The 19,579-nt window shown below is 56.0% G+C and carries 16 protein-coding genes and 6 tRNA genes; 2 read left to right on the top strand and 20 right to left on the bottom strand.

Translation table 11 applies throughout. From position 1 onward, the window contains the following. Positions 1–91: 91 nt before the first annotated feature. The 4 genes from nadD to leuS are packed head-to-tail and all read right to left on the bottom strand — an operon-like array spanning position 92 to position 4,962. Positions 92–745, bottom strand: coding sequence for a nicotinate-nucleotide adenylyltransferase (gene nadD, locus ID864_RS13660; protein ID WP_099753572.1), 654 nt, complete (start codon positions 743–745; stop codon positions 92–94). Further along, positions 738–1,769, bottom strand: coding sequence for a DNA polymerase III subunit delta (holA, locus tag ID864_RS13655; RefSeq protein ID WP_191149951.1), 1,032 nt, complete (start codon positions 1,767–1,769; stop codon positions 738–740). The genes nadD and holA overlap by 8 nt, the downstream gene beginning before the upstream one ends. Beyond that, the gene (gene lptE, locus ID864_RS13650) at positions 1,766–2,365 is read right to left on the bottom strand and encodes an LPS assembly lipoprotein LptE (protein ID WP_048916769.1); all 600 of its coding nucleotides are present in this window, start codon (positions 2,363–2,365) and stop codon (positions 1,766–1,768) included. Before lptE ends, holA begins: the two co-directional genes overlap by 4 nt. 14 nt (positions 2,366–2,379) lie before the next feature. Beyond that, the gene (leuS, locus tag ID864_RS13645) at positions 2,380–4,962 is read right to left on the bottom strand and encodes a leucine--tRNA ligase (protein ID WP_191149950.1); all 2,583 of its coding nucleotides are present in this window, start codon (positions 4,960–4,962) and stop codon (positions 2,380–2,382) included. 216 nt (positions 4,963–5,178) lie between these two features. Here leuS and ID864_RS13640 point away from each other — a divergent pair, with 216 nt between their 5' ends. Then, positions 5,179–5,661, top strand: coding sequence for a zinc ribbon-containing protein (locus ID864_RS13640; protein ID WP_048916767.1), 483 nt, complete (start codon positions 5,179–5,181; stop codon positions 5,659–5,661). A gap of 59 nt (positions 5,662–5,720) precedes the next feature. Here the strand turns inward: ID864_RS13640 and ID864_RS13635 are convergent, their stop codons facing one another. The 9 genes from ID864_RS13635 to miaB form a co-directional block, all read right to left on the bottom strand. Continuing rightward, positions 5,721–6,446: an amino acid ABC transporter ATP-binding protein gene (locus ID864_RS13635; RefSeq protein ID WP_048916766.1), complete on the bottom strand. Its 726-nt coding sequence runs from the start codon at positions 6,444–6,446 to the stop codon at positions 5,721–5,723. After that, positions 6,447–7,124 (bottom strand): glutamate/aspartate ABC transporter permease GltK, encoded by a 678-nt coding sequence (gltK, locus tag ID864_RS13630; protein ID WP_048916765.1) that lies wholly within the window; start codon positions 7,122–7,124, stop codon positions 6,447–6,449. Then, positions 7,124–7,861: an amino acid ABC transporter permease gene (locus ID864_RS13625; protein WP_048916764.1), complete on the bottom strand. Its 738-nt coding sequence runs from the start codon at positions 7,859–7,861 to the stop codon at positions 7,124–7,126. Before ID864_RS13625 ends, gltK begins: the two co-directional genes overlap by 1 nt. 315 nt (positions 7,862–8,176) lie before the next feature. Beyond that, on the bottom strand, positions 8,177–9,106 hold the full coding sequence (locus ID864_RS13620; RefSeq protein ID WP_048916763.1) for an amino acid ABC transporter substrate-binding protein: 930 nt from the start codon (positions 9,104–9,106) through the stop codon (positions 8,177–8,179). Positions 9,107–9,574: 468 nt separating this feature from the next. Next, a complete protein-coding gene (lnt, locus tag ID864_RS13615; RefSeq protein ID WP_099753575.1) occupies positions 9,575–11,110 on the bottom strand; it encodes an apolipoprotein N-acyltransferase in 1,536 nt (511 codons plus the stop codon). 7 nt (positions 11,111–11,117) lie between these two features. After that, positions 11,118–11,996: a CNNM family magnesium/cobalt transport protein CorC gene (gene corC, locus ID864_RS13610; protein WP_048916761.1), complete on the bottom strand. Its 879-nt coding sequence runs from the start codon at positions 11,994–11,996 to the stop codon at positions 11,118–11,120. Positions 11,997–12,193: 197 nt separating this feature from the next. Next, entirely contained in the window at positions 12,194–12,661 is a 468-nt protein-coding gene (gene ybeY / locus ID864_RS13605) for an rRNA maturation RNase YbeY (RefSeq protein ID WP_191149949.1), read from the bottom strand. Further along, positions 12,658–13,719, bottom strand: a complete 1,062-nt coding sequence (locus ID864_RS13600; protein WP_048916759.1) for a PhoH family protein — start codon at positions 13,717–13,719, stop codon at positions 12,658–12,660. Before ID864_RS13600 ends, ybeY begins: the two co-directional genes overlap by 4 nt. A 202-nt stretch (positions 13,720–13,921) precedes the next feature. Next, the gene (gene miaB / locus ID864_RS13595) at positions 13,922–15,346 is read right to left on the bottom strand and encodes a tRNA (N6-isopentenyl adenosine(37)-C2)-methylthiotransferase MiaB (protein ID WP_048916758.1); all 1,425 of its coding nucleotides are present in this window, start codon (positions 15,344–15,346) and stop codon (positions 13,922–13,924) included. 195 nt (positions 15,347–15,541) lie between these two features. Between miaB and ubiF the strand changes: the two genes are divergently transcribed. Then, positions 15,542–16,720, top strand: coding sequence for a 3-demethoxyubiquinol 3-hydroxylase (gene ubiF / locus ID864_RS13590; RefSeq protein WP_048916757.1), 1,179 nt, complete (start codon positions 15,542–15,544; stop codon positions 16,718–16,720). Positions 16,721–16,868: 148 nt separating this feature from the next. Here the strand turns inward: ubiF and ID864_RS13585 are convergent. The 7 genes from ID864_RS13585 to asnB all read right to left on the bottom strand — a co-directional run bounded on the left by ID864_RS13585 (position 16,869) and on the right by asnB (position 19,370). Continuing rightward, positions 16,869–16,943 (bottom strand) — tRNA-Gln (locus tag ID864_RS13585). Positions 16,944–17,013: 70 nt separating this feature from the next. Further along, positions 17,014–17,088 (bottom strand) — tRNA-Gln (locus ID864_RS13580). A gap of 7 nt (positions 17,089–17,095) precedes the next feature. Further along, positions 17,096–17,172: transfer RNA gene (locus ID864_RS13575), tRNA-Met, on the bottom strand. Between the two features lie 42 nt (positions 17,173–17,214). Then, positions 17,215–17,289, bottom strand: a tRNA-Gln gene (locus tag ID864_RS13570). 23 nt (positions 17,290–17,312) lie between these two features. Then, positions 17,313–17,397, bottom strand: a tRNA-Leu gene (locus ID864_RS13565). A gap of 10 nt (positions 17,398–17,407) precedes the next feature. Continuing rightward, positions 17,408–17,484: transfer RNA gene (locus tag ID864_RS13560), tRNA-Met, on the bottom strand. 221 nt (positions 17,485–17,705) lie between these two features. Next, on the bottom strand, positions 17,706–19,370 hold the full coding sequence (gene asnB / locus ID864_RS13555) for an asparagine synthase B (protein ID WP_099753577.1): 1,665 nt from the start codon (positions 19,368–19,370) through the stop codon (positions 17,706–17,708). Between the last annotated feature and the right edge of the window lie 209 nt (positions 19,371–19,579).

The raw sequence follows: 19,579 nt of genomic DNA, 5'->3' as shown, positions 1-19,579 counted from the left end.
GCCGCAGATGGGTTGGCTGCTCGCGCTCACCCGAATCACTTTGAGTAAGCTCATCGGGACTTGCTGGTGGGCCGCCTGCCTGCAATTCGAATTATTTTGTGTATAACCCCTCGCGATCGATGTAATCGCTGACGGCGGGGGGTAACAGGTCGCTATCTGACTTGCCCTGATGACGACGCGTGCGGATTTCGGTAGCCGAAATGTCGACCAGCGGAGTGTCGGCGAGAAACACCTTACCGGCGGGCGTTTGTTGCAGGAGCAGCGCGTCGCGCGTCAGATGCTGGTCCAGCCACCGTTGAAGCTCCGGCGTTTCCATCTCGCTGCGATAGCCCGGACGCTGACAGACCAGCAGATGACAGAATGACAGCAGCGCCTGCCAGCGGTGCCACTTATGTAAGGTTAGCAGGGAATCCTGACCGATGATAAAGGCCAGCGGCTGGCGCGCTCCGCGCTCGGCGCGCAGCTCTTCCAGCGTTTCGAGGGTGTAAGAGGGGGTGCTGCGCTGCATTTCGCGCAGGTCCAGCTCGAACAGCGGGTTCCCGGCAATCGCTAGCCTGACCATTTCCACGCGCTGTGCGGGCGTGGCCTCCGGCTGCGGGCGATGCGGCGGCACGTTGTTTGGCATCAGCGTGACTTTTTGCAACCCGACCTGTGCGGCCAGCGCTTCAGCCGGCTGCAGGTGACCGTAGTGGATCGGGTCAAACGTGCCGCCGAGCAGCGCGTGCAGTTTAATGGTGTCACACATCACAGAAACTCGGCGGGAAAGCCGGGTGGCACAGCACCAGCGCCAGCGTCTCCAGCTCCGCCCAAACCGACTGGCCGTAATCCTGCTTCAGCGTCAGTTCGATATGCGTCAGTGCGCGCACGGCCTGGCCCAGCTGCGCGCTGCTCAGGCGCTGCAGCGCATCGCTAAACAGCGTGCGGCGGTTCTGCCATACCCGGTGCTGGTCAAACAGCATGCGCAGCGGCGTGCTGGCCATCTGGCGCTGCAGCGTCACCAGCAGCAGCAGATCGCGCTGCAGGGTGCGCAGCAGGATCACCGGTTCACTCTCTTCTGAACGCATCTGGCGCAGGATGTGCAGTGCGCGCTTACTTTTCCCGGCCAGCAGGGCATCAACCCAGTGGAACGGCGTGAAATGCGCGGCATCATTGACCGCCTGCTCAACGCGCGGCAGCGTCAGTTTCCCGTCCGGCCACAGCAGAGCCAGCCGTTCCAGTGCCTGAGACAAGGCCAGCAGATTGCCTTCATAGCAGTAGCACAGCAGCTGATTGGCGGCATCATCCAGCGTCAGCTGCTGTTTTTTAGCGCGGGCCGCGACCCAGCGCGGTAGCTGCGCCTGTTCCGGCGTCTGGCAGGGAACCAGCACACCGTGGGCGCTCAGCGCCTTAAACCAGGCGCTGTTTTCCTGAGCTTTGGTGAGTTTACTGGCGCGCAGCACCAGCAGGATATCGCTGTGCAGCAGCGTGGAGAGCATGAGCAGCTGTTCGCTCATGGCGGCATTTGGGCCGTTTTCCGGCAAAATAAGCAGCAACGTCTGGCGGCTGGCAAACAGGCTGAGTTCCTGGCAGGTGGCAAATATATCCTGCCAGTCGGTTCCCGCTTCCAGCACTACGCTGAAATGTTCAGTAAATCCCTGCTGCTGGGCGGCGGCGCGGATCTCGTCCTGCGCTTCCTGCAGCAGCAGCGGTTCATTACCGCTTAACAGGTAACAGGCGCGCAGCCCCTCACGGAGTTGCGCGCCCAGTTGCTCAGGGTAAATCCTGATCATCGTGTGTAAGAGCTGTCCGACACGCTGTTGGCAGCACCCGGCAGGTTATCCACCGCTGAAGGCGTGCTGTCGAGCGTGTTAATGGCCGGGTTCTTTTCCGCCGCATGCACCGTCAGCAGCTTACGCACCAGCTGCTCAACCGCCTGAGTACGCATCTCATTCACAATGATCTGCTGCTCGGAGTCTTTTGCCAGCGCGGCCAGCGGGTTATCGAAGAATGAACGGTAGACGGTGGCGCTGATCGGATAGATGCCCTTATTTGGCACCAGCACCGAGGCGCTCACGGTCATCACCATCGAGTACTCGGCGGTTTTCCCGTCCTGGAAGATCGAGGCGGTATCGCGGCCGCTCCTCTCACCCTGCAGACGCAGCGAAGGCACATCGGTGCGCTCCGCCGCGTTATCGAGGATGGTGACGTTGTTCAGACGCAGCTGTTCGCGCACGGCACGCGTCAGCGGGCCATACGGGTCAGCGGTATCAAGAACCAGCGTTTTCATCTCCGGCGGCACCGAGGTGGTGCCGCGCAGATGGTAGCCACAACCGGCGGTGATCAACACCGCCATGCCGAGTAATAACGAGACTATCGGATGTCGCACAATTCCTCCTGACATCAGCCCACGACCAGGTTAAGCAGCTTGCCCGGTACGTAAATCACTTTACGAATGGTGACGCCATCAAGATATTTGGCCACCAGATGCTCCTGCGCAGCGCGAGCCTGCACCTGTTCCTGGTTAGCGTCAGCTGCGACGGTAATCTTCCCGCGCACCTTGCCGTTAACCTGTACCACAACCAGCAGTGAATCTTCGACCATTGCCGCTTCGTCTGCCTGCGGCCACGGTGCGTTGTCGATGTCGCCCTCGCCACCCAGCGACTGCCACAGCACGAAGCTGGCGTGCGGAGTGAACGGGTTGAGCATGCGTACCACGGCCAGCAGCGCTTCCTGCATCAGCGCACGATCCTGCTCGCTCTCCTGCGGGGCACGGGCAAGTTTGTTCATCAGCTCCATAATCGCGGCAATCGCGGTGTTGAAGGTCTGACGGCGGCCGATATCATCGGACACTTTTTTAATGGTTTTATGCAGATCGCGACGCAGGGATTTCTGAGCGTCGTCCAGCGCATCAACGTCCAGCGCGACGGTTGCACCTTTTGCGGTGTGCTCAAAGGCCAGTTTCCAGACGCGCTTCAGGAAGCGGTTGGCCCCTTCCACACCGGACTCCTGCCACTCCAGCGTCATTTCCGCCGGGGAAGCGAACATCATGAACAGACGCACGGTGTCAGCACCGTAGCGCTCCACCATCACCTGCGGGTCGATGCCATTGTTTTTTGACTTCGACATTTTGCTCATGCCGGCATAAACCAGCTCGTGGCCTGCTTCGTCTGTTGCTTTAGTAATACGGCCTTTTTCATCGCGCTCAACGGTGACGTCAACCGGAGAAACCCAGTTACGCTCGCCGTTGGCACCGCTGTAGTAGAAGGCATCTGCCAGCACCATACCCTGGCACAGCAGGCGTTTAGCCGGCTCGTCAGAGTTTACCAGCCCGGCATCACGCAGCAGCTTGTGGAAGAAACGGAAGTAGAGCAGGTGCATGATGGCGTGCTCAATGCCCCCCACATACTGATCGACCGGCAGCCAGTAGTTAGCGGCCGCCGGGTCCAGCATGCCTTTGTCATAGTCCGGGCAGGTGTAGCGTGCGTAGTACCAGGAAGACTCCATAAAGGTATCAAAGGTATCGGTTTCGCGCAGCGCAGGCTGACCGTTGACGGTGGTTTTCGCCCACTCGGGGTCGGCTTTAATTGGGCTGGTAATGCCATCCATCACCACATCTTCCGGCAGGATCACCGGCAGCTGGTCTTCAGGCGTTGGCATTACGGTGCCATCTTCCAGCGTCACCATTGGAATTGGCGCACCCCAGTAACGCTGACGGGAGACACCCCAGTCGCGCAGGCGGTAGTTTACCTTACGCTCGCCAACCCCTTTGTCGGCCAGTTTGTTGGCAATGGCGTTGAAACCGTCTTCATAGGACAGACCGTCAAACTCACCGGAGTTAAACAGCGTGCCTTTTTCGGTCATCGCGGCTTCGCTCAGGTCTGGCGCGCTGCCGTCAGCGGCAAGGATCACCGGCTTGATGGCCAGGTGATACTTGGTGGCGAATTCCCAGTCGCGCTGGTCGTGGCCAGGTACGGCCATTACGGCACCGGTGCCGTATTCCATCAGCACAAAGTTTGCTACCCACACCGGCAATTTCTCACCGGTCAGTGGATGTTCAGCAAACAGGCCGGTCGCCATGCCTTTCTTCTCCATGGTCGCCATTTCAGCTTCGGCCACCTTGGTGTTCCGGCACTCGGCGATGAAGTCAGCCAGCGCCGGGTTGGTTGCGGACGCCTGAGCGGCCAGCGGGTGGCCCGCAGCGACGGCCAGGTAGGTCACACCCATAAAGGTGTCCGGGCGCGTGGTGTAGACGCTCAGCTTCTCTGCGCTGTCGATAACGCTGAACTCGATTTCCACCCCTTCGGAGCGGCCAATCCAGTTGCGCTGCATAGTTTTGACCTGCTCAGGCCAGCTTTCCAGCTTGTCGAGGTCATTCAGCAGTTCGTCGGCATAGTCGGTGATTTTAACAAACCACTGTGGGATCTCTTTGCGTTCAACCTTGGTGTCGCAGCGCCAGCAGCAGCCGTCAATAACCTGCTCGTTAGCCAGCACGGTCATGTCGTGCGGGCACCAGTTCACCGCCGAGGTCTTTTTGTAGACCAGGCCTTTTTCATACAGCTTGGTGAAGAACCACTGTTCCCAGCGGTAATACTCTGGCTGGCAGGTGGCGAGTTCGCGGTTCCAGTCATAGCCAAAGCCCAGCAGTTTCAGCTGGTTTTTCATGTAGTCGATGTTGGAGTAGGTCCACGGGGCCGGTGCGGTTTTGTTTTTCACCGCGGCGCCTTCAGCAGGCAGGCCGAAGGCATCCCAGCCGATTGGCTGCAGCACGTTTTTACCCAGCATGCGCTGGTAACGGGAGATCACGTCACCAATCGTATAGTTGCGCACGTGGCCCATGTGTAGGCGGCCAGAAGGATAGGGCAGCATGGAGAGGCAGTAATACTTCTCTTTACCTTCCTCTTCGGTCACTTTGAACGTTTGCTTCTCATCCCAGTGCTGCTGGACGTGGGATTCTATCTCTTCCGGGCGGTATTGCTCTTGCATAGTAGCCAGTGGTCCTTTGTATCGATTTTTTTGTGTTCGTTCAGATCCGCATAGCATAGCTGATAAGCAACTGTGGCAACAACAGTAAGCGTCCTGATGGTGGGCATTTCTCTGCAAGCTGGAAGCGCGGCGGCAAAATTTATCGCTGAAACACGGTAAATTTTCAGCAGGCGCTAGAATGAGAGGAAACGCTTTCGTTATCAATAAGGAGAGTCTATGAACAAGGTCGCTCAGTATTATCGTGAGCTGGTATCTTCACTGACAACGCGTCTGGAACGCGGAGAACGCGATATCGATGCGCTGGTTGAGAGTGCGCGCCAGCGGATGAATAATCGTGGAGAGTTAACGCGCAGTGAAATTGATGACGTGAGCCGCGCCGTACGCCGCGATCTGGAAGAGTTTGCCCGCAGCTATGCCGAAAATCAGCAGGAGCTGGGCGACAGCGTGTTTATGCGCGTGATCCGGCAAAGCATCTGGAAGGAGCTGGCGGATATTACCGACAAAAGTCAGCTGGAGTGGCGTGAAGTATTCCAGGACCTCAACCATCATGGCGTGTATCAGAGTGGCGAAGTCGTGGGGTTAGGCAATCTGGTGTGTGAGACCTGCCAGTTTACCCGGGCGATCTACACCCCTGAGGTGCTGACCCGCTGCCCGGAGTGCGGCCACGATCACTTCGTGCGTCAGCCGTTTGAACCGTAAATAAACCTACGGGTCGGGCATGCCTGACTCCGGGGCCAGGTATACCTGGCCCCTACGGCTTAATGCAGGATCTTCGCGAGGAAGTCTTTAGCACGCTCCGACTGCGGATTGTTAAAGAACTCATCTTTCGGTGAGTCTTCAACAATCTTGCCTTCATCCATAAAGATGACGCGGTTCGCCACCTTACGCGCAAAGCCCATCTCGTGCGTCACCACCATCATCGTCATGCCTTCGTTAGCCAGTTCGACCATGACGTCCAGCACTTCATTGATCATCTCCGGATCTAATGCCGAGGTCGGTTCGTCGAACAGCATGGCGATGGGATCCATACAGAGCGCGCGGGCAATCGCCACGCGCTGCTGCTGACCCCCGGAGAGCTGGCCAGGGAACTTGTTGGCATGTGCGCCCAGCCCGACACGCTCCAGCAGCTTCAGACCCTTTTGACGCGCTTCTTCTTTATTACGCTTCAGAACTTTTACCTGCGCCAGCGTCAGATTTTCAACAATCGACAGGTGCGGAAATAGTTCAAAGTGCTGGAACACCATCCCGACTTTTGAGCGCAGCTGCGCCAGGTTAGTTTTCTTATTGTTGACCGGGGTGCCATTAACTTCGATCAACCCCTTCTGCACCGGCTCAAGGCCGTTAACGGTTTTGATCAGCGTGGATTTACCGGAACCGGAAGGACCGCAAACCACCACCACTTCACCTTTTTTCACTTCGGTTGAGCAGTCGGTCAGCACCTGAAAGTGACCATACCACTTAGAAACATTTTTCAGGGTAATCATTTAAGCAGTCCTTTTTTTCTTTAAATAGCTGACCAACAGCGACGCGCTAAGGCTGATAACAAAGTAAACCGCACCGGCAAACAGCACCATTTCAATCTCGGTACCGTTATTCACCCCGATGGTATCGGCAGTACGGAAGAAATCGGCAAGGCTTAAGACATACACCAGTGAGGTATCCTGGAACAGCACGATGCCCTGCGTCAGCAGCAGCGGCACCATGGCGCGAAACGCCTGCGGCAGGATAATCAGCTTCATGGACTGCCACTGGGTCATGCCCAGCGCCAGCGCGGCGTTGCCCTGACCGCGGGCGATGCTCAAAATACCGGCGCGGATTATTTCCGAATAGTAGGCCGCTTCAAACAGCGAGAAGGCCACCATGGCTGAGATCAGGCGGATATCCGTTTTCGGCGACAGCCCCAGAACCTGCTGCAGGAAACTCGGCACCACCAGGTAAAACCACAGCAGCACCATCACCAGCGGCACAGAACGGAACAGATTGACGTAAATCTTGGCAAACCAGCTGATCGGCTTAAACGTCGACAGGCGCATTACTGCCAGCAGCGTGCCCCAGATAATGCCAAAGACCACCGCGGTGACGGTGATCTTAAGCGTGATGACCATGCCATTCCACAGGTAGGGCAGATTAGGAACGATGGTGCTCCAGTCAAATTCGTACATTATTTGCCTCCCTGGCCCGGCAGGCGGACTTTGCGTTCAACCAGGCTCATCAGCAGCATGATCACCGCGTTAATTGCAATGTAGGCGAGGGTGATAGCAGTGAAAGATTCATAGGCGTGTGCCGAGTAGTCCAGCAGTTTCCCGGCCTGAGCGGCCATATCGACCAGGCCAATCGTCGAAGCGATAGCCGAGTTTTTTACCAGGTTCAGCATCTCCGAGGTCATCGGCGGCACGATCACGCGGTAGGCATTCGGTAACAGTACATAGCGATAGGTTTGCGGCAGCGTCAGGCCCATCGCCAGACCGGCATTCTTCTGTCCTGAAGGCAGCGACTGGATCGCCGCACGTACCTGTTCGCAGACGCGCGCGGCGGTAAATAAGCCCAGGCATAGCACGGAACAGGTAAAGAACTGGATGTTCGGATCGATCTCCGATTTAAACCACATGCCTATCCCTTCTGGCAGCAGTTCCGGCACCACCAGATACCAGATAAAGAATTGCACAATCAGCGGCACGTTACGGAACAGTTCAACGTAACAGGTGCCGAGTGAAGAGAGCAGGCGGTTAGGTACGGTACGTAAAATACCGAACAGTGAACCGACCAGCAGGGCGATTATCCAGGCGCAGACCGAGACGGCAATGGTGACCTGGAAACCAGACCATAACCAACCGAGGTAGGTAGTATTGCCGAAGGGGGCCTCCTGCAGGAATATTCCCCAGTTCCAATCAATAGACATAAAAAGCTCCGGTAAAAAAAGGGTAGCGACCGCTACCCTGAAGATTGATGAGAGGCTCTGCTGTGCTCGCCGGGGAACGACCGGCTTGCACCTTCACCGGGCCGTATGGTTTGAGCCATATCAGCCTGGCTGTGTCTGTCCGAGCCTGTTTTCAACAATCGTAGGGCAGCTACCTGCCCTTAACCCGTCCTAATTAACGTTGCTATTGCGTTGGCTTCACTCTTTCACCCCAGTCACTTACTTTCGTCAGCTCCCGGGGATTCATGCGCTTGCCGCCTTGTCGCCACGCTAATTATTCAGGATTTCTTTTGATTATTAATTCAATGCTTTGTCATTAGGTGTCTTGAACAGGGCTTTCATGTCGTCGGACAGTTCAAAGTTCATGTTCATATTCTTAGGTGGGATTGGCTGCTTGAACCATTTATCGAACCACTTAGCTGCTTCACCGGAAGTCTGTGCCTGAGCGATGGTGTCATCCATCAGCTTTTTAAACTCACCGTCACCTTTACGCAGCATACAGCCGTAGGCTTCTTTCGACTGTGGCGTACCGAGGATCTCCCAGCCATCCGGTTTTTTCGCCTTGGCACGTTCACCGGCCAGCAGGGCATCATCCATCATAAACGCCACGGCGCGGCCGCTTTCCAGCGTGCGGAACGAGTCACCGTGATCTTTAGCGCTGATAATACGCATGCCCATTTTCTGCTCGTCATTCAGCTTGTTCAGCAGAATTTCCGAGGTGGTGCCGGACGTCACAACCACGGTTTTGCCCTTCAGATCGGCGAAATCTTTAATCGGGCCGCCTTTTTTCACCAGCAGTCGGGTGCCGACAACAAAGATGCTGTCAGAGAACGCAGCCTGTTTCTGGCGCTCGAGGTTATTGGTGGTGGAACCACACTCAAAATCGTAGGTGCCGTTCTGCAACAGTGGGATACGGTTCTGCGAGGTGATCGGCAGCATTTTTACCTGCAGGTCGGGCTTGTTCAGTTTTTTCTTGATGGCGTCAACAATCGCGTTTGAATAGTCCTGAGAGTAGCCCACCACTTTCTGAGCATTATCGTAATAGGAGAACGGGACGGATGATTCACGGTGACCTACGACGATGACGCCGTTTTTGGCAATTTTTTCCAGGGTAGGCATTTGCTGTTGAGCATCTGCAGCGGCCTGTGGTTTGGCGTCCTCAGCATGAGCGATACCGGAGGCGAATCCTGCCAGTGCAAGGCAAAGCCCCAGTTTCCGTAATTTCATGTTCCTACTCCTTTGCAGTTGTGGCGCGAAATAAAACTGCGCCGACGTGATGTTGTGTGTGTATTTCCTGCTAATTATCTGTTTTTTTTCACGGCTTAACGCGTGTGGTTCCCCAATAACATAGCTGAATGTTAACGGCATGAAATGAAAAAGTTTCTTTTTTGCGAGGTGCGCCGCACCAAATGTGGGCGGTATTCCAGGCAATGCTCCGCAAGGGTGCAATTAATGCGCCTTAGCGGTGCGGGGACGATTTCATCGTGACATTCGTCGGGGGCCAGCACAGGTTTCCATGGAAACAATCCATAAAAACGTAGCAATCATCGTGCCAAGGGGGGAGTTTTAACAAAAGTGCAGCATAAACTGTGGGGAAGGGGGAGGAGTAGCCTGAGTAGGGGCTGACCATTTTTTCCGGTCAGCCCGCAACAGGGCAGGCAAGGGTCGAGCGAAAAGAGGGTCGACCCCGACTGACTACTTACGACGACAACGACGTGAACCAATCAGACCGGCAATAGCAAACAGCAATGAGATCGCCCAGATGCCCCAGTTACCGAAGCGGGCATAAGGCGTCAGGCCGGTAGTCGGGGTCACTTTCGCCGCTAACACTTCCGCTTTGAACTGCGGAATGATGTGGGTGATGTCACCGCTGGCATCGACCACCGCCGTCACGCCGTTATTCGTGCTGCGCAGCAGTGGGCGGCCCAGCTCCAGCGCGCGCATACGCGCCATCTGCAAGTGCTGCCACGGCCCGATAGAGTGACCAAACCAGGCATCGTTCGAAATCGTGAGCAGGAAGTTGGTATCCGGACGGAAGTTGTCACGCACCTGCTGCCCCAGCACGATTTCGTAGCAAATGGCGGCGGTGAGGTTATAGCCCGCCACCTGCAGCTGCGGCTGGACGTAGCTGCCGCGGCTGAATGAGGACATCGGCAGGTCGAAGAAGGGCGCCAGCGGCCGCAGCAGCGACTCCAGCGGGACAAATTCCCCGAACGGCACCAGATGATTCTTCTGGTAGCGGTTGCCGCTGAAGTAGTTGTAAGGCTGCGGGCCGCCCAGCACGATGATGGTGTTGTAATCGTGGTAGCGATTACTCTCCAGGCGTGAATCGACGATGCCGGTCACCAGGCTGCTGCCACTGTCGCGCAGCTGGTCATCCACTGACTTCAGGAACGGCTGCTGGTTGGTTTCCAGATCGGGAATGGCGGATTCTGGCCAGATGATGATCGGAGCTTTACCCACGTATGGGCGGCTGAGCGCCGTGTAGGTTTTCAGCGTATTGATCAGCTGATTCGGGTCCCACTTCAGGGACTGCTCAATGTTGCCCTGCACCATTGCAACGTTCACCGCCCGTTCAGGCAGCGGCTGGAACCAGCTAATCAGACGCAGCGGCCACGGCAGCAGCAGCAGGGCGGCGGCGGCGATAGCAGGGACCAGACGGCGTTGCACCAGGGCATAAACCGCCAGGCCTGCAATCACCATCAGCAGGAAGGTGATGCCTTCTACGCCCAGCAGCGGAGCTAACCCTTTCAGCGGGCCGTTGATCTGGCTGTAGCCAAACTGCAGCCACGGAAAGCCGGTCAGCACCCAGCCACGCAGGAATTCACTGATCTGCCACAGCACCGGAGCCGCAATCGCCAGGCGCAGCAGCGAGGCTTTCGGACACAGGCGGTTAAGCAGCGTGGTGAACAGCAGCGTGTAGAGCGACAGATAGGCGGCCAGCAGCAGTACAAGGAAAACATTTACCGGCCCTGGCATTCCGCCGAAGGTTGCGATGCTGACATACACCCAGTTGATACCGCTGCCAAACAGGCCAAAGCCCCAGACAAAACCAATGGCGCTGGCCTGGCGGGTGGTGCGGTTAAGGGTTAATGCCTGCAGGCCAAACAGTGAAACTAAAGCAGCAGGCCAGAAATCATAGGGGGAGAAAGAAAGGGTGCCAATGGCACCCGTAATCAGCGCTAAAAGCAGGCGAACCCGCTGGCGCTGGTAGATTGAGGCAATTGCCATACGGTAGTTACTCTTCCAGAGTCGGTTGCGGCGAATTTTCCGGGATACGGACATGGACCTGAATAATACGACGGCTGTCCGCCATCGCCACTTTAAACTGGTAACCGTCAATCTCAATACTTTCACCGCGGGCCGGCAGATGGCCGAAGCCCTGCATCACCAGGCCACCGATGGTGTCGACCTCTTCGTCACTGAAGCTGGTCTCGAAGACTTCATTAAAATCTTCGATCGGCGTCAGTGCCCGGATAGTGTAGGTGTGGCGACTCAGCTGACGAATATCGCGATCTTCTTCATCGTCATACTCATCTTCAATTTCACCGACAATCAGCTCGAGGATATCCTCAATGGTAACCAGACCGGAAACGCCACCGAATTCATCAATCACAATCGCCATATGGTACCGCTGCGAGCGGAACTCTTTCAGCATGCGATCAACGCGCTTGCTTTCCGGCACCACCACCGCAGGGCGCAGAACTTTTTCGATGCTGAAAGGCTCAGATTCACTGCTCATAAACGGCAGCAGATCCTTGGCCATCAGGATGCCTTCAACATGGTCCTTGTCTTCACTGATTACCGGGAAACGTGAGTGCGCGGAGTCAATAATGACCCCAAGGCACTCTTCCAGCGTCTGGTTACGCTTCAGCGTCACCATCTGGGAGCGGGGGATCATAATGTCACGTACCCGCTGTTCGGCAATATCCATCACCCCTTCCAGCATGTCCCTGGTATCCGGGTCAATCAGGTCATTCTGTTCGGAGTCGCGGATCAGTTCCAGCAGGTCGTCACGGTTTTTTGGCTCACCGTGAAAAAGCTGGTTGAGAATGAGTGAAAAAAATCCCTTTTTACTCGGGGGACTGTCATTGTTTTGTGAATGGTCATCGCTCATGGCGTTTTTGAGTTTGTCTCTCTGTTGTGTGATCGGCTGCCCCGAATTATTCAGGGGCAGGCGTGTTTACCCTTGATACTTCGAACGGCAGGTGCCTTGGCTGCGCTCGCTCGCCCCCGTCACATAGCTGACTGTGTTGCCGGGAACTCTCGATCTGGCCGCCTTGCTGCAATTCGAATCATTTTGGGTTGATTCAGTTATTCTTTCTCCGAAATGTACGGATCGGGATACCCGAGAGCAAGCATTATCTCGGTTTCCAGCGATTCCATCTCTTCGGCTTCTTTATCTTCGATGTGATCATAACCCAGCAGGTGAAGGCTACCGTGGATCACCATGTGCGCCCAGTGGGCCTCCAGCGCTTTTTCCTGCTCTGCCGCTTCCTGCTCAACCACCTGACGGCAGATGATCAGATCGCCCAACAGCGGCAGCTCAATACCCGGCGGTGCTTCAAACGGGAATGAGAGCACGTTGGTCGGCTTATCCTTGCTGCGATAGGTGTGGTTCAGCTCACGGCTCTCCGCCTCATCAACCAGACGGATAGTGACTTCGCTTTCCGGCTGGAACTGCGGCAGAACCGCCTCCAGCCAGCGCTGAAAGTCCGACTCTGGCGGCAGACCCTGCGCGTTCTCGCAGGCAAGCTGCAGATCAAGAATCACATTACTCATTTGTTCTCCTGTGAAGCCTGCTGAGCAGCAAGCGCTTCACGTTTACGTTCTTCTGCCTGAGCATCGCGACGTTTCTGGTCGGCGGCTTCCCAGGCTTCATAGGCCACGACGATACGTGCCACCACCGGATGGCGCACCACGTCTTCACTGTGGAAAAAGTTAAAGCTCAACTCTTTCACGTCGGACAGCACCTCAATGGCGTGGCGCAGGCCGGACTTCAGGTTGCGCGGCAGGTCAATCTGCGTCACGTCACCGGTGATCACCGCTTTGGAATTAAATCCAATGCGCGTGAGGAACATTTTCATCTGTTCGATGGTGGTGTTCTGGCTTTCATCGAGGATGATGAAGGCATCGTTCAGCGTACGGCCGCGCATATAGGCCAGCGGCGCGACTTCGATTACGTTGCGCTCAATCAGCTTTTCAACGCGCTCAAAACCGAGCATCTCGAACAGAGCGTCGTACAGCGGGCGCAGGTAAGGGTCAACCTTTTGGCTCAGGTCGCCCGGCAGGAAGCCAAGCTTTTCTCCGGCCTCAACCGCCGGGCGGGTCAGCAGAATGCGTCGGATCTCCTGGCGCTCCAGCGCATCGACCGCTGCCGCCACGGCCAGATAGGTTTTACCCGTTCCGGCAGGGCCGATGCCGAAGGTCACATCGTGGTCGAGGATGTTGGCCACATACTGCGCCTGATTTGGCGTACGTGGCTTAATCACGCCACGCTTGGTCTTGATGTGAATCGCTTTGCCAAACTCAGGCACGCTGTCGGCTGTCTGCTCCAGTACGCGGCTCTCTTTCACCGCCAGATGGATCTGTTCCGGATCGATATCCGGAATGTGGCCGCGTATCGGGGCGGTATCCACATACAGATGGCGCAGGATATCGGCAGCGGCGTCGACACTCAGCGCACGGCCAACCAGCTTAAAGGCATTCTCACGGCGATTAATCTCAATCCCCAGACGGCGCTCGAGCAGCTTGATATTGTCATCAAACGGGCCACACAGGCTCAGCAACCGGGTATTGTCGATGGGTTCCAGAGTTATTTCACGTGTTTCAATATTCAAACTAATCCTTTGGGTCACACAGGGCCAGGTTGAGAAATGGATGGCGAGACGGGCTTTAACAGCAGAGCCATAGCGAAATTATTTATGGCGAAGCGCAAAGCTGCAAGCGTCCGTGTGGATATTTGGGCGCGTGTTTCAGAAAGCAAGTGTAACGCGATGAAATGATGCGGCACATCTGAAGACGTGCCGCAAAAATTGGGGATCAAGGCTGGAAAGTTCCCACGCCGAGTTCGTTCTCTTTGCGCGTGCGTGCAATAACGGAGGCTGGGGATTCAAGAGTGCGCAGCTCCATCTGATCTTCAGCGCGCACCAGCACGCCACGCAGCGAGTTGGCGTAGACATCAACGATTTCCACATCGACAAACTTGCCGATGTGCTCCGGAGTGCCTTCAAAGTTCACCACGCGGTTACATTCGGTACGCCCGGAGAGTTCCATCACATTTTTGCGTGAGGTGCCCTCCACCAGAATGCGCTGCACGGTGCCGAGCTTGCTGCGGCTCCAACTCATCACCTGCTGGTTGATGCGGTCCTGCAGAATATAGAGACGCTGCTTTTTCTCTTCTTCCGAGACATCGTCCGGCAAATCGGCGGCTGGCGTGCCGGGGCGCGCGGAGTAAATAAAGCTGAAGCTGGTATCGAAGTTTATCTCACCAACCAGCTTCATGGTCTGCTCAAAGTCGGCCTGGGTTTCGCCCGGGAAGCCGATGATAAAGTCAGAGCTCATCTGAATATCCGGGCGTGCAGCGCGCAGTTTTCGGATGATGGCTTTGTACTCCAGCGCGGTATGGGCGCGCTTCATCAGGGTCAGAATACGGTCTGCGCCGCTCTGCACCGGCAGATGCAGGAAGCTCACCAGCTCCGGCGTATCGCGATAGACGTCAATGATATCGTCGGTGAATTCAATCGGATGGCTGGTGGTAAAACGGATACGGTCGATACCATCAATGGCAGCGACCAGCCGCAGCAGCTCGGCAAACGAGCAGATCCCGCCGTCATAGGTGGCTCCGCGATAAGCATTGACGTTCTGGCCCAGCAGGTTAACTTCACGCACGCCCTGCGCGGCCAGCTGAGCAATTTCAAACAGAATATCGTCAGAAGGGCGGCTGACCTCTTCACCGCGGGTGTAGGGCACCACGCAGAAGGTACAATATTTGTTGCAGCCTTCCATGATCGAGACAAAAGCGGTCGGTCCTTCAGCCCGCGGTTCCGGCATGCGGTCAAACTTTTCTATCTCCGGGAAGCTGACATCCACCACCGGGCTTTTACTGCCGCGCACGGTGTTGATCATCTCCGGCAGGCGGTGCAGCGTCTGTGGGCCAAAGACGATATCGACACAGCTGGCGCGCTGGCGCAGCTGGGCACCCTCCTGCGAGGCCACGCAGCCGCCAACGCCGATAATCACATCGGGGTTCGCTTCCTTCAGCTTTCTCCAGCGGCCAAGCAGCGCAAAAACTTTTTCCTGGGCCTTTTCACGAATCGAACAGGTGTTGAGCAGCAGTATGTCGGCATCTTCCGCCTCTTCAGTCAGAACATAGCCGTGTGTGCTGTTTAACAGGTCAGCCATTTTGGATGAGTCATACTCATTCATCTGACAGCCCCAGGTTTTGATATGTAGTTTTTTTGTCATCGACTTGCCATTTGTCATGCAGAAAGAGGAGCAGGGCGCGTATTCTGTCGTGCAGAGACGCCCATTAAGCCCGTGTTGCGGCGATCTGATTGTCACAGAAAATTCCGGTACACTTAATCACGCTCAGGATAACAGAATTTAGCCGCTGAGGTGTAGCCACACAGCACGCCAGGTCAGGCCGGCGAAGGAAAAAAAATGACGGAAATAAAGCAGAAAGTGGACGTGGCCATTGTCGGTGGCGGCATGGTGGGGGCAGCGCTGGCGAGTGGTCTGGCGCAGCACGGTTTTCAGGTTGCAGTGCTGGAGCAGGAAACGCCGGCAGGGTTTGTGGCGGGGAGCGATCCGGATGTACGTATTTCCGCTATCGGTGCTGCCTCCGCTGCGCTGCTAAAACAGCTTGATGTCTGGCCTGCGGTGCTGGCGATGCGCACAGTGCCTTACCGCAAGCTGGAAACCTGGGAGTGGCAGACCGCAGCAGTTAATTTTGATGCCGAGTCGCTTGGCCTGCCAGAACTGGGTTTTATGGTGGAAAACAGCGTGTTGCAGCAGGCTCTGTGGCAGCGTCTGCAGCAACAACCGGTTCAGCTACTTTGCCCGGCTCGCCTGCGCGATCTGCAAAGTGAAAACGGCGGCTGGCAGTTAACGCTGGATAACGGTGAGCAGCTGCACGCACGGCTGGTGGTCGGCGCTGACGGGGCGAACTCTCAGGTTCGGCAGCTGGCCGGGATTGGTATACACGGCTGGAATTATTCTCAGTCGTGCATGTTGATCAGCGTGCGCTGTGAGCATGACGCCGGCGACACCACCTGGCAGCAGTTCACTCCGGATGGCCCACGCGCATTCCTGCCGCTGTTTGATCGCTGGGCGTCGCTGGTATGGTATGACAGCCCGGCACGCATCCGCCAGCTGCAGGCGATGAGCATGCCCCAGCTGCAAAAGGAGATCCAGGCACACTTCCCGCCGCGAGTGGGCAGAGTGACCCCGGTCGCCGCCGGTTCCTTCCCGCTGGTGCGCCGCCATGCCACGCGCTATGTGCTGCCCGGTCTGGCGCTGGTGGGCGATGCGGCTCACACCATTAATCCGCTGGCCGGGCAGGGGGTGAACCTCGGCTATCGCGACGTGGACGCGCTGATTGAGGTGTTGAGTGAGTCGCGGCTGCGTGCGGAGGACTGGGCATCCGCAGCGGTATTACAGCGCTATCAGCGCAAACGCCTGAAGGACAACCTGCTGATGCAGAGCGGGATGGACCTGTTCTATTTTGCCTTCAGCAATCAGTCGGCACCCCTGAAGGTGTTGCGTAACCTTGGATTGATTGTCGCGCAGCATTCGGGCGTGCTTAAGCGTCAGGCATTGAGGTATGCGTTAGGTTTGTAGCAACGGTGGGATGGCAGGCTGACCGAACCAGAGGGTCAGCCTCTACCGTTAGCAACAGTGCCCGGTCATTTCGTCGAGGCCGATGTTTTTCCGATCGCGCCTTTATTCAGACGTAAAAAAGCCCGCTTGCGCGGGCTTCTTTACTAATTGGCTGGGGTGCAGGGATTCGAACCCCGGAATGCTGGTATCAGAAACCAGAGCCTTACCACTTGGCGACACCCCAATTATTACTTATGCGACTGGCGAACCAGGCGTCTTTTTCTTTGCGACTCGTATTACCAGCCGTCTAAATATGGCTGGGGTGCAGGGATTCGAACCCCGGAATGCTGGTATCAGAAACCAGAGCCTTACCACTTGGCGACACCCCAATAAAATTGGTGGCTACTACGGGAATCGAACCTGTGACCCCAGCATTATGAGTGCTGTGCTCTAACCAGCTGAGCTAAGTAGCCTAATTTTACTGCTTTACTGCTAATACATACTACCAAAAAAAATGGCTGGGGTACCTGGATTCGAACCAGGGAATGCCGGTATCAAAAACCGGTGCCTTACCGCTTGGCGATACCCCATCCGTGCAAACCGCGCTTGGAAATGGTGCGGGAGGCGAGACTTGAACTCGCACACCTTGCGGCGCCAGAACCTAAATCTGGTGCGTCTACCAATTTCGCCACTCCCGCGCAAAAAAGATGGTGGCTACTACGGGAATCGAACCTGTGACCCCAGCATTATGAGTGCTGTGCTCTAACCAGCTGAGCTAAGTAGCCATCTTTTTTCGCGTAACCTTCTGCGGCGTTGCGGGGCGCATTATGCGGAGTTGGTCCAAAAGCGTCAACAAGTTTTTTGCCGTTTTTTATCACAAGCGTGTTGTTTGCACGCCTTGTAACCATCATGCCGATAAAATCAACGAATTCTGATGCTAACAGACGCAACGGGTAAATAAAAACGGGCCTGAGCGGCCCGTTTTAGCTTTTTAATCCATGACTTATTAGTAAGCGGACTGGTGCACGCCTACGGCACGGCCAGACGGATCGTCCATGGTTTTGAACGCTTCGTCCCATTCAATCGCTTTAGCGGAAGAACAGGCCACTGACGGGCCACCCGGCACGCACTCTGCCGCGCTGGCCAGCGGGAACAGCTCTTCAAAGATTTCACGGTACAAATACGCTTCTTTCGAGTTCGGCGTGTTGTACGGGAAGCGGAAGTTCGCGGTTTGCAGCTGCTGATCGCTGACCTGCTCTTTTGCCACTTCTTTCAGGGTATCAATCCAGCTGTAGCCAACGCCGTCAGAGAACTGCTCTTTCTGGCGCCATGCCACGCTCTCCGGCAGGTAAGATTCGAAGCATTCGCGCAGGATGTGTTTTTCCATCTTGCCGTTGCTGCCGCACATTTTATCCTGCGGGTTGATGCGCATCGCGACATCAAGGAATTTCTTATCAAGGAACGGGACGCGGGCTTCAACGCCCCAGGCAGACATCGCCTTATTAGCGCGCGCGCAGTCAAACATATGCAGCGCGTGCAGCTTACGCACGTTCTCTTCGTGGAATTCCTGGGCGTTCGGTGCTTTGTGGAAGTAGAGGTAGCCACCAAACACTTCGTCAGCACCTTCACCTGACAGCACCATCTTAATGCCCATTGCTTTAATCTTGCGTGACATCAGGTACATCGGCGTGGAGGCGCGGATAGTGGTCACATCATAGGTTTCAATGTGATAGATCACATCGCGGATAGCATCCAGACCTTCCTGCACGGTGAAATGAATTTCATGGTGCACGGTGCCAAGATGTTCCGCTACCGCTTTTGCCGCTTTCAGGTCGGGTGAACCTTCCAGACCGACCGCGAAGGAGTGCAGCTGTGGCCACCAGGCCTCGCTCTTATCCTGGTCTTCAATACGCTTGGCAGCAAAACGCTTGGTAACAGCCGAGATAATTGATGAGTCCAGACCGCCGGACAGCAGCACCCCATAAGGTACGTCTGACATCAGGTGACTTTTTACTGACTCTTCCAGCGCGCTTTTTAGCGCCGCGGCGTCCGTGACGTTGTTTTCGACCGCAGCGTAATCAAACCAGTCGCGCTGCCAGTAGCGGCGGATTTCACCGTCGGTGCTCGACAGGTAGCTGCCCGCCGGGAACTCTTTAATGCTGCGGCACACCGGCACCAGCGCTTTCATTTCTGAGGCAACATAGAGGTTGCCGTGCTCATCATTGCCCATATACAGCGGTATGATACCGATATGGTCACGACCGATCAGCCAGGTGTTTTTCACGCTGTCATACAGAATGAAAGCGAACATGCCTTCCAGGTCGTCGAGAAAGTCGATGCCCTTCTCCTGATACAGCGCGAGGATCACTTCGCAGTCAGACTCGGTCTGGAACTCATAGCGATCGCTCAGCTCAGCACGCAGCGCCTGATGGTTATAGATTTCACCGTTTACCGCAAGAACATGGGTATGTGCTGCGTTGTACAGCGGCTGTGCGCCGTTGTTCACGTCAACGATCGACAGGCGCTCATGGACGAGGATCGCTTTATCATCAGCATAGACACCGGACCAGTCCGGGCCACGGTGACGCATCAGGCGGGAAAGCTCCAGCGCTTTCTTACGCAGTTCAACCGGATCGCTTTTCAGATCGAGTACACCAAAAATAGAACACATAAACAGCTCCCTAACGACTTACCTTGCGGTGGTGATATTGGTTTAAGCGACAGTTGCCGCGTGATGTATAAGAAAATGCGCTAACGCGGCAGGTGATGCAAGTAATTTAGCTAATAGGTGAAAAATAGGCTGTTGACGTGCGCCAATCCTTAACGGATTTTCAGTTTATGGCTTTTTTTATTGTGGAATCGATAATAAACGCCGGAAAG

The sequence above is a fragment of the Erwinia aphidicola genome (genome assembly GCF_014773485.1).
Lineage (GTDB): Bacteria > Pseudomonadota > Gammaproteobacteria > Enterobacterales > Enterobacteriaceae > Erwinia > Erwinia aphidicola.
This window is presented reverse-complemented; position numbering and strand designations above follow the sequence as displayed.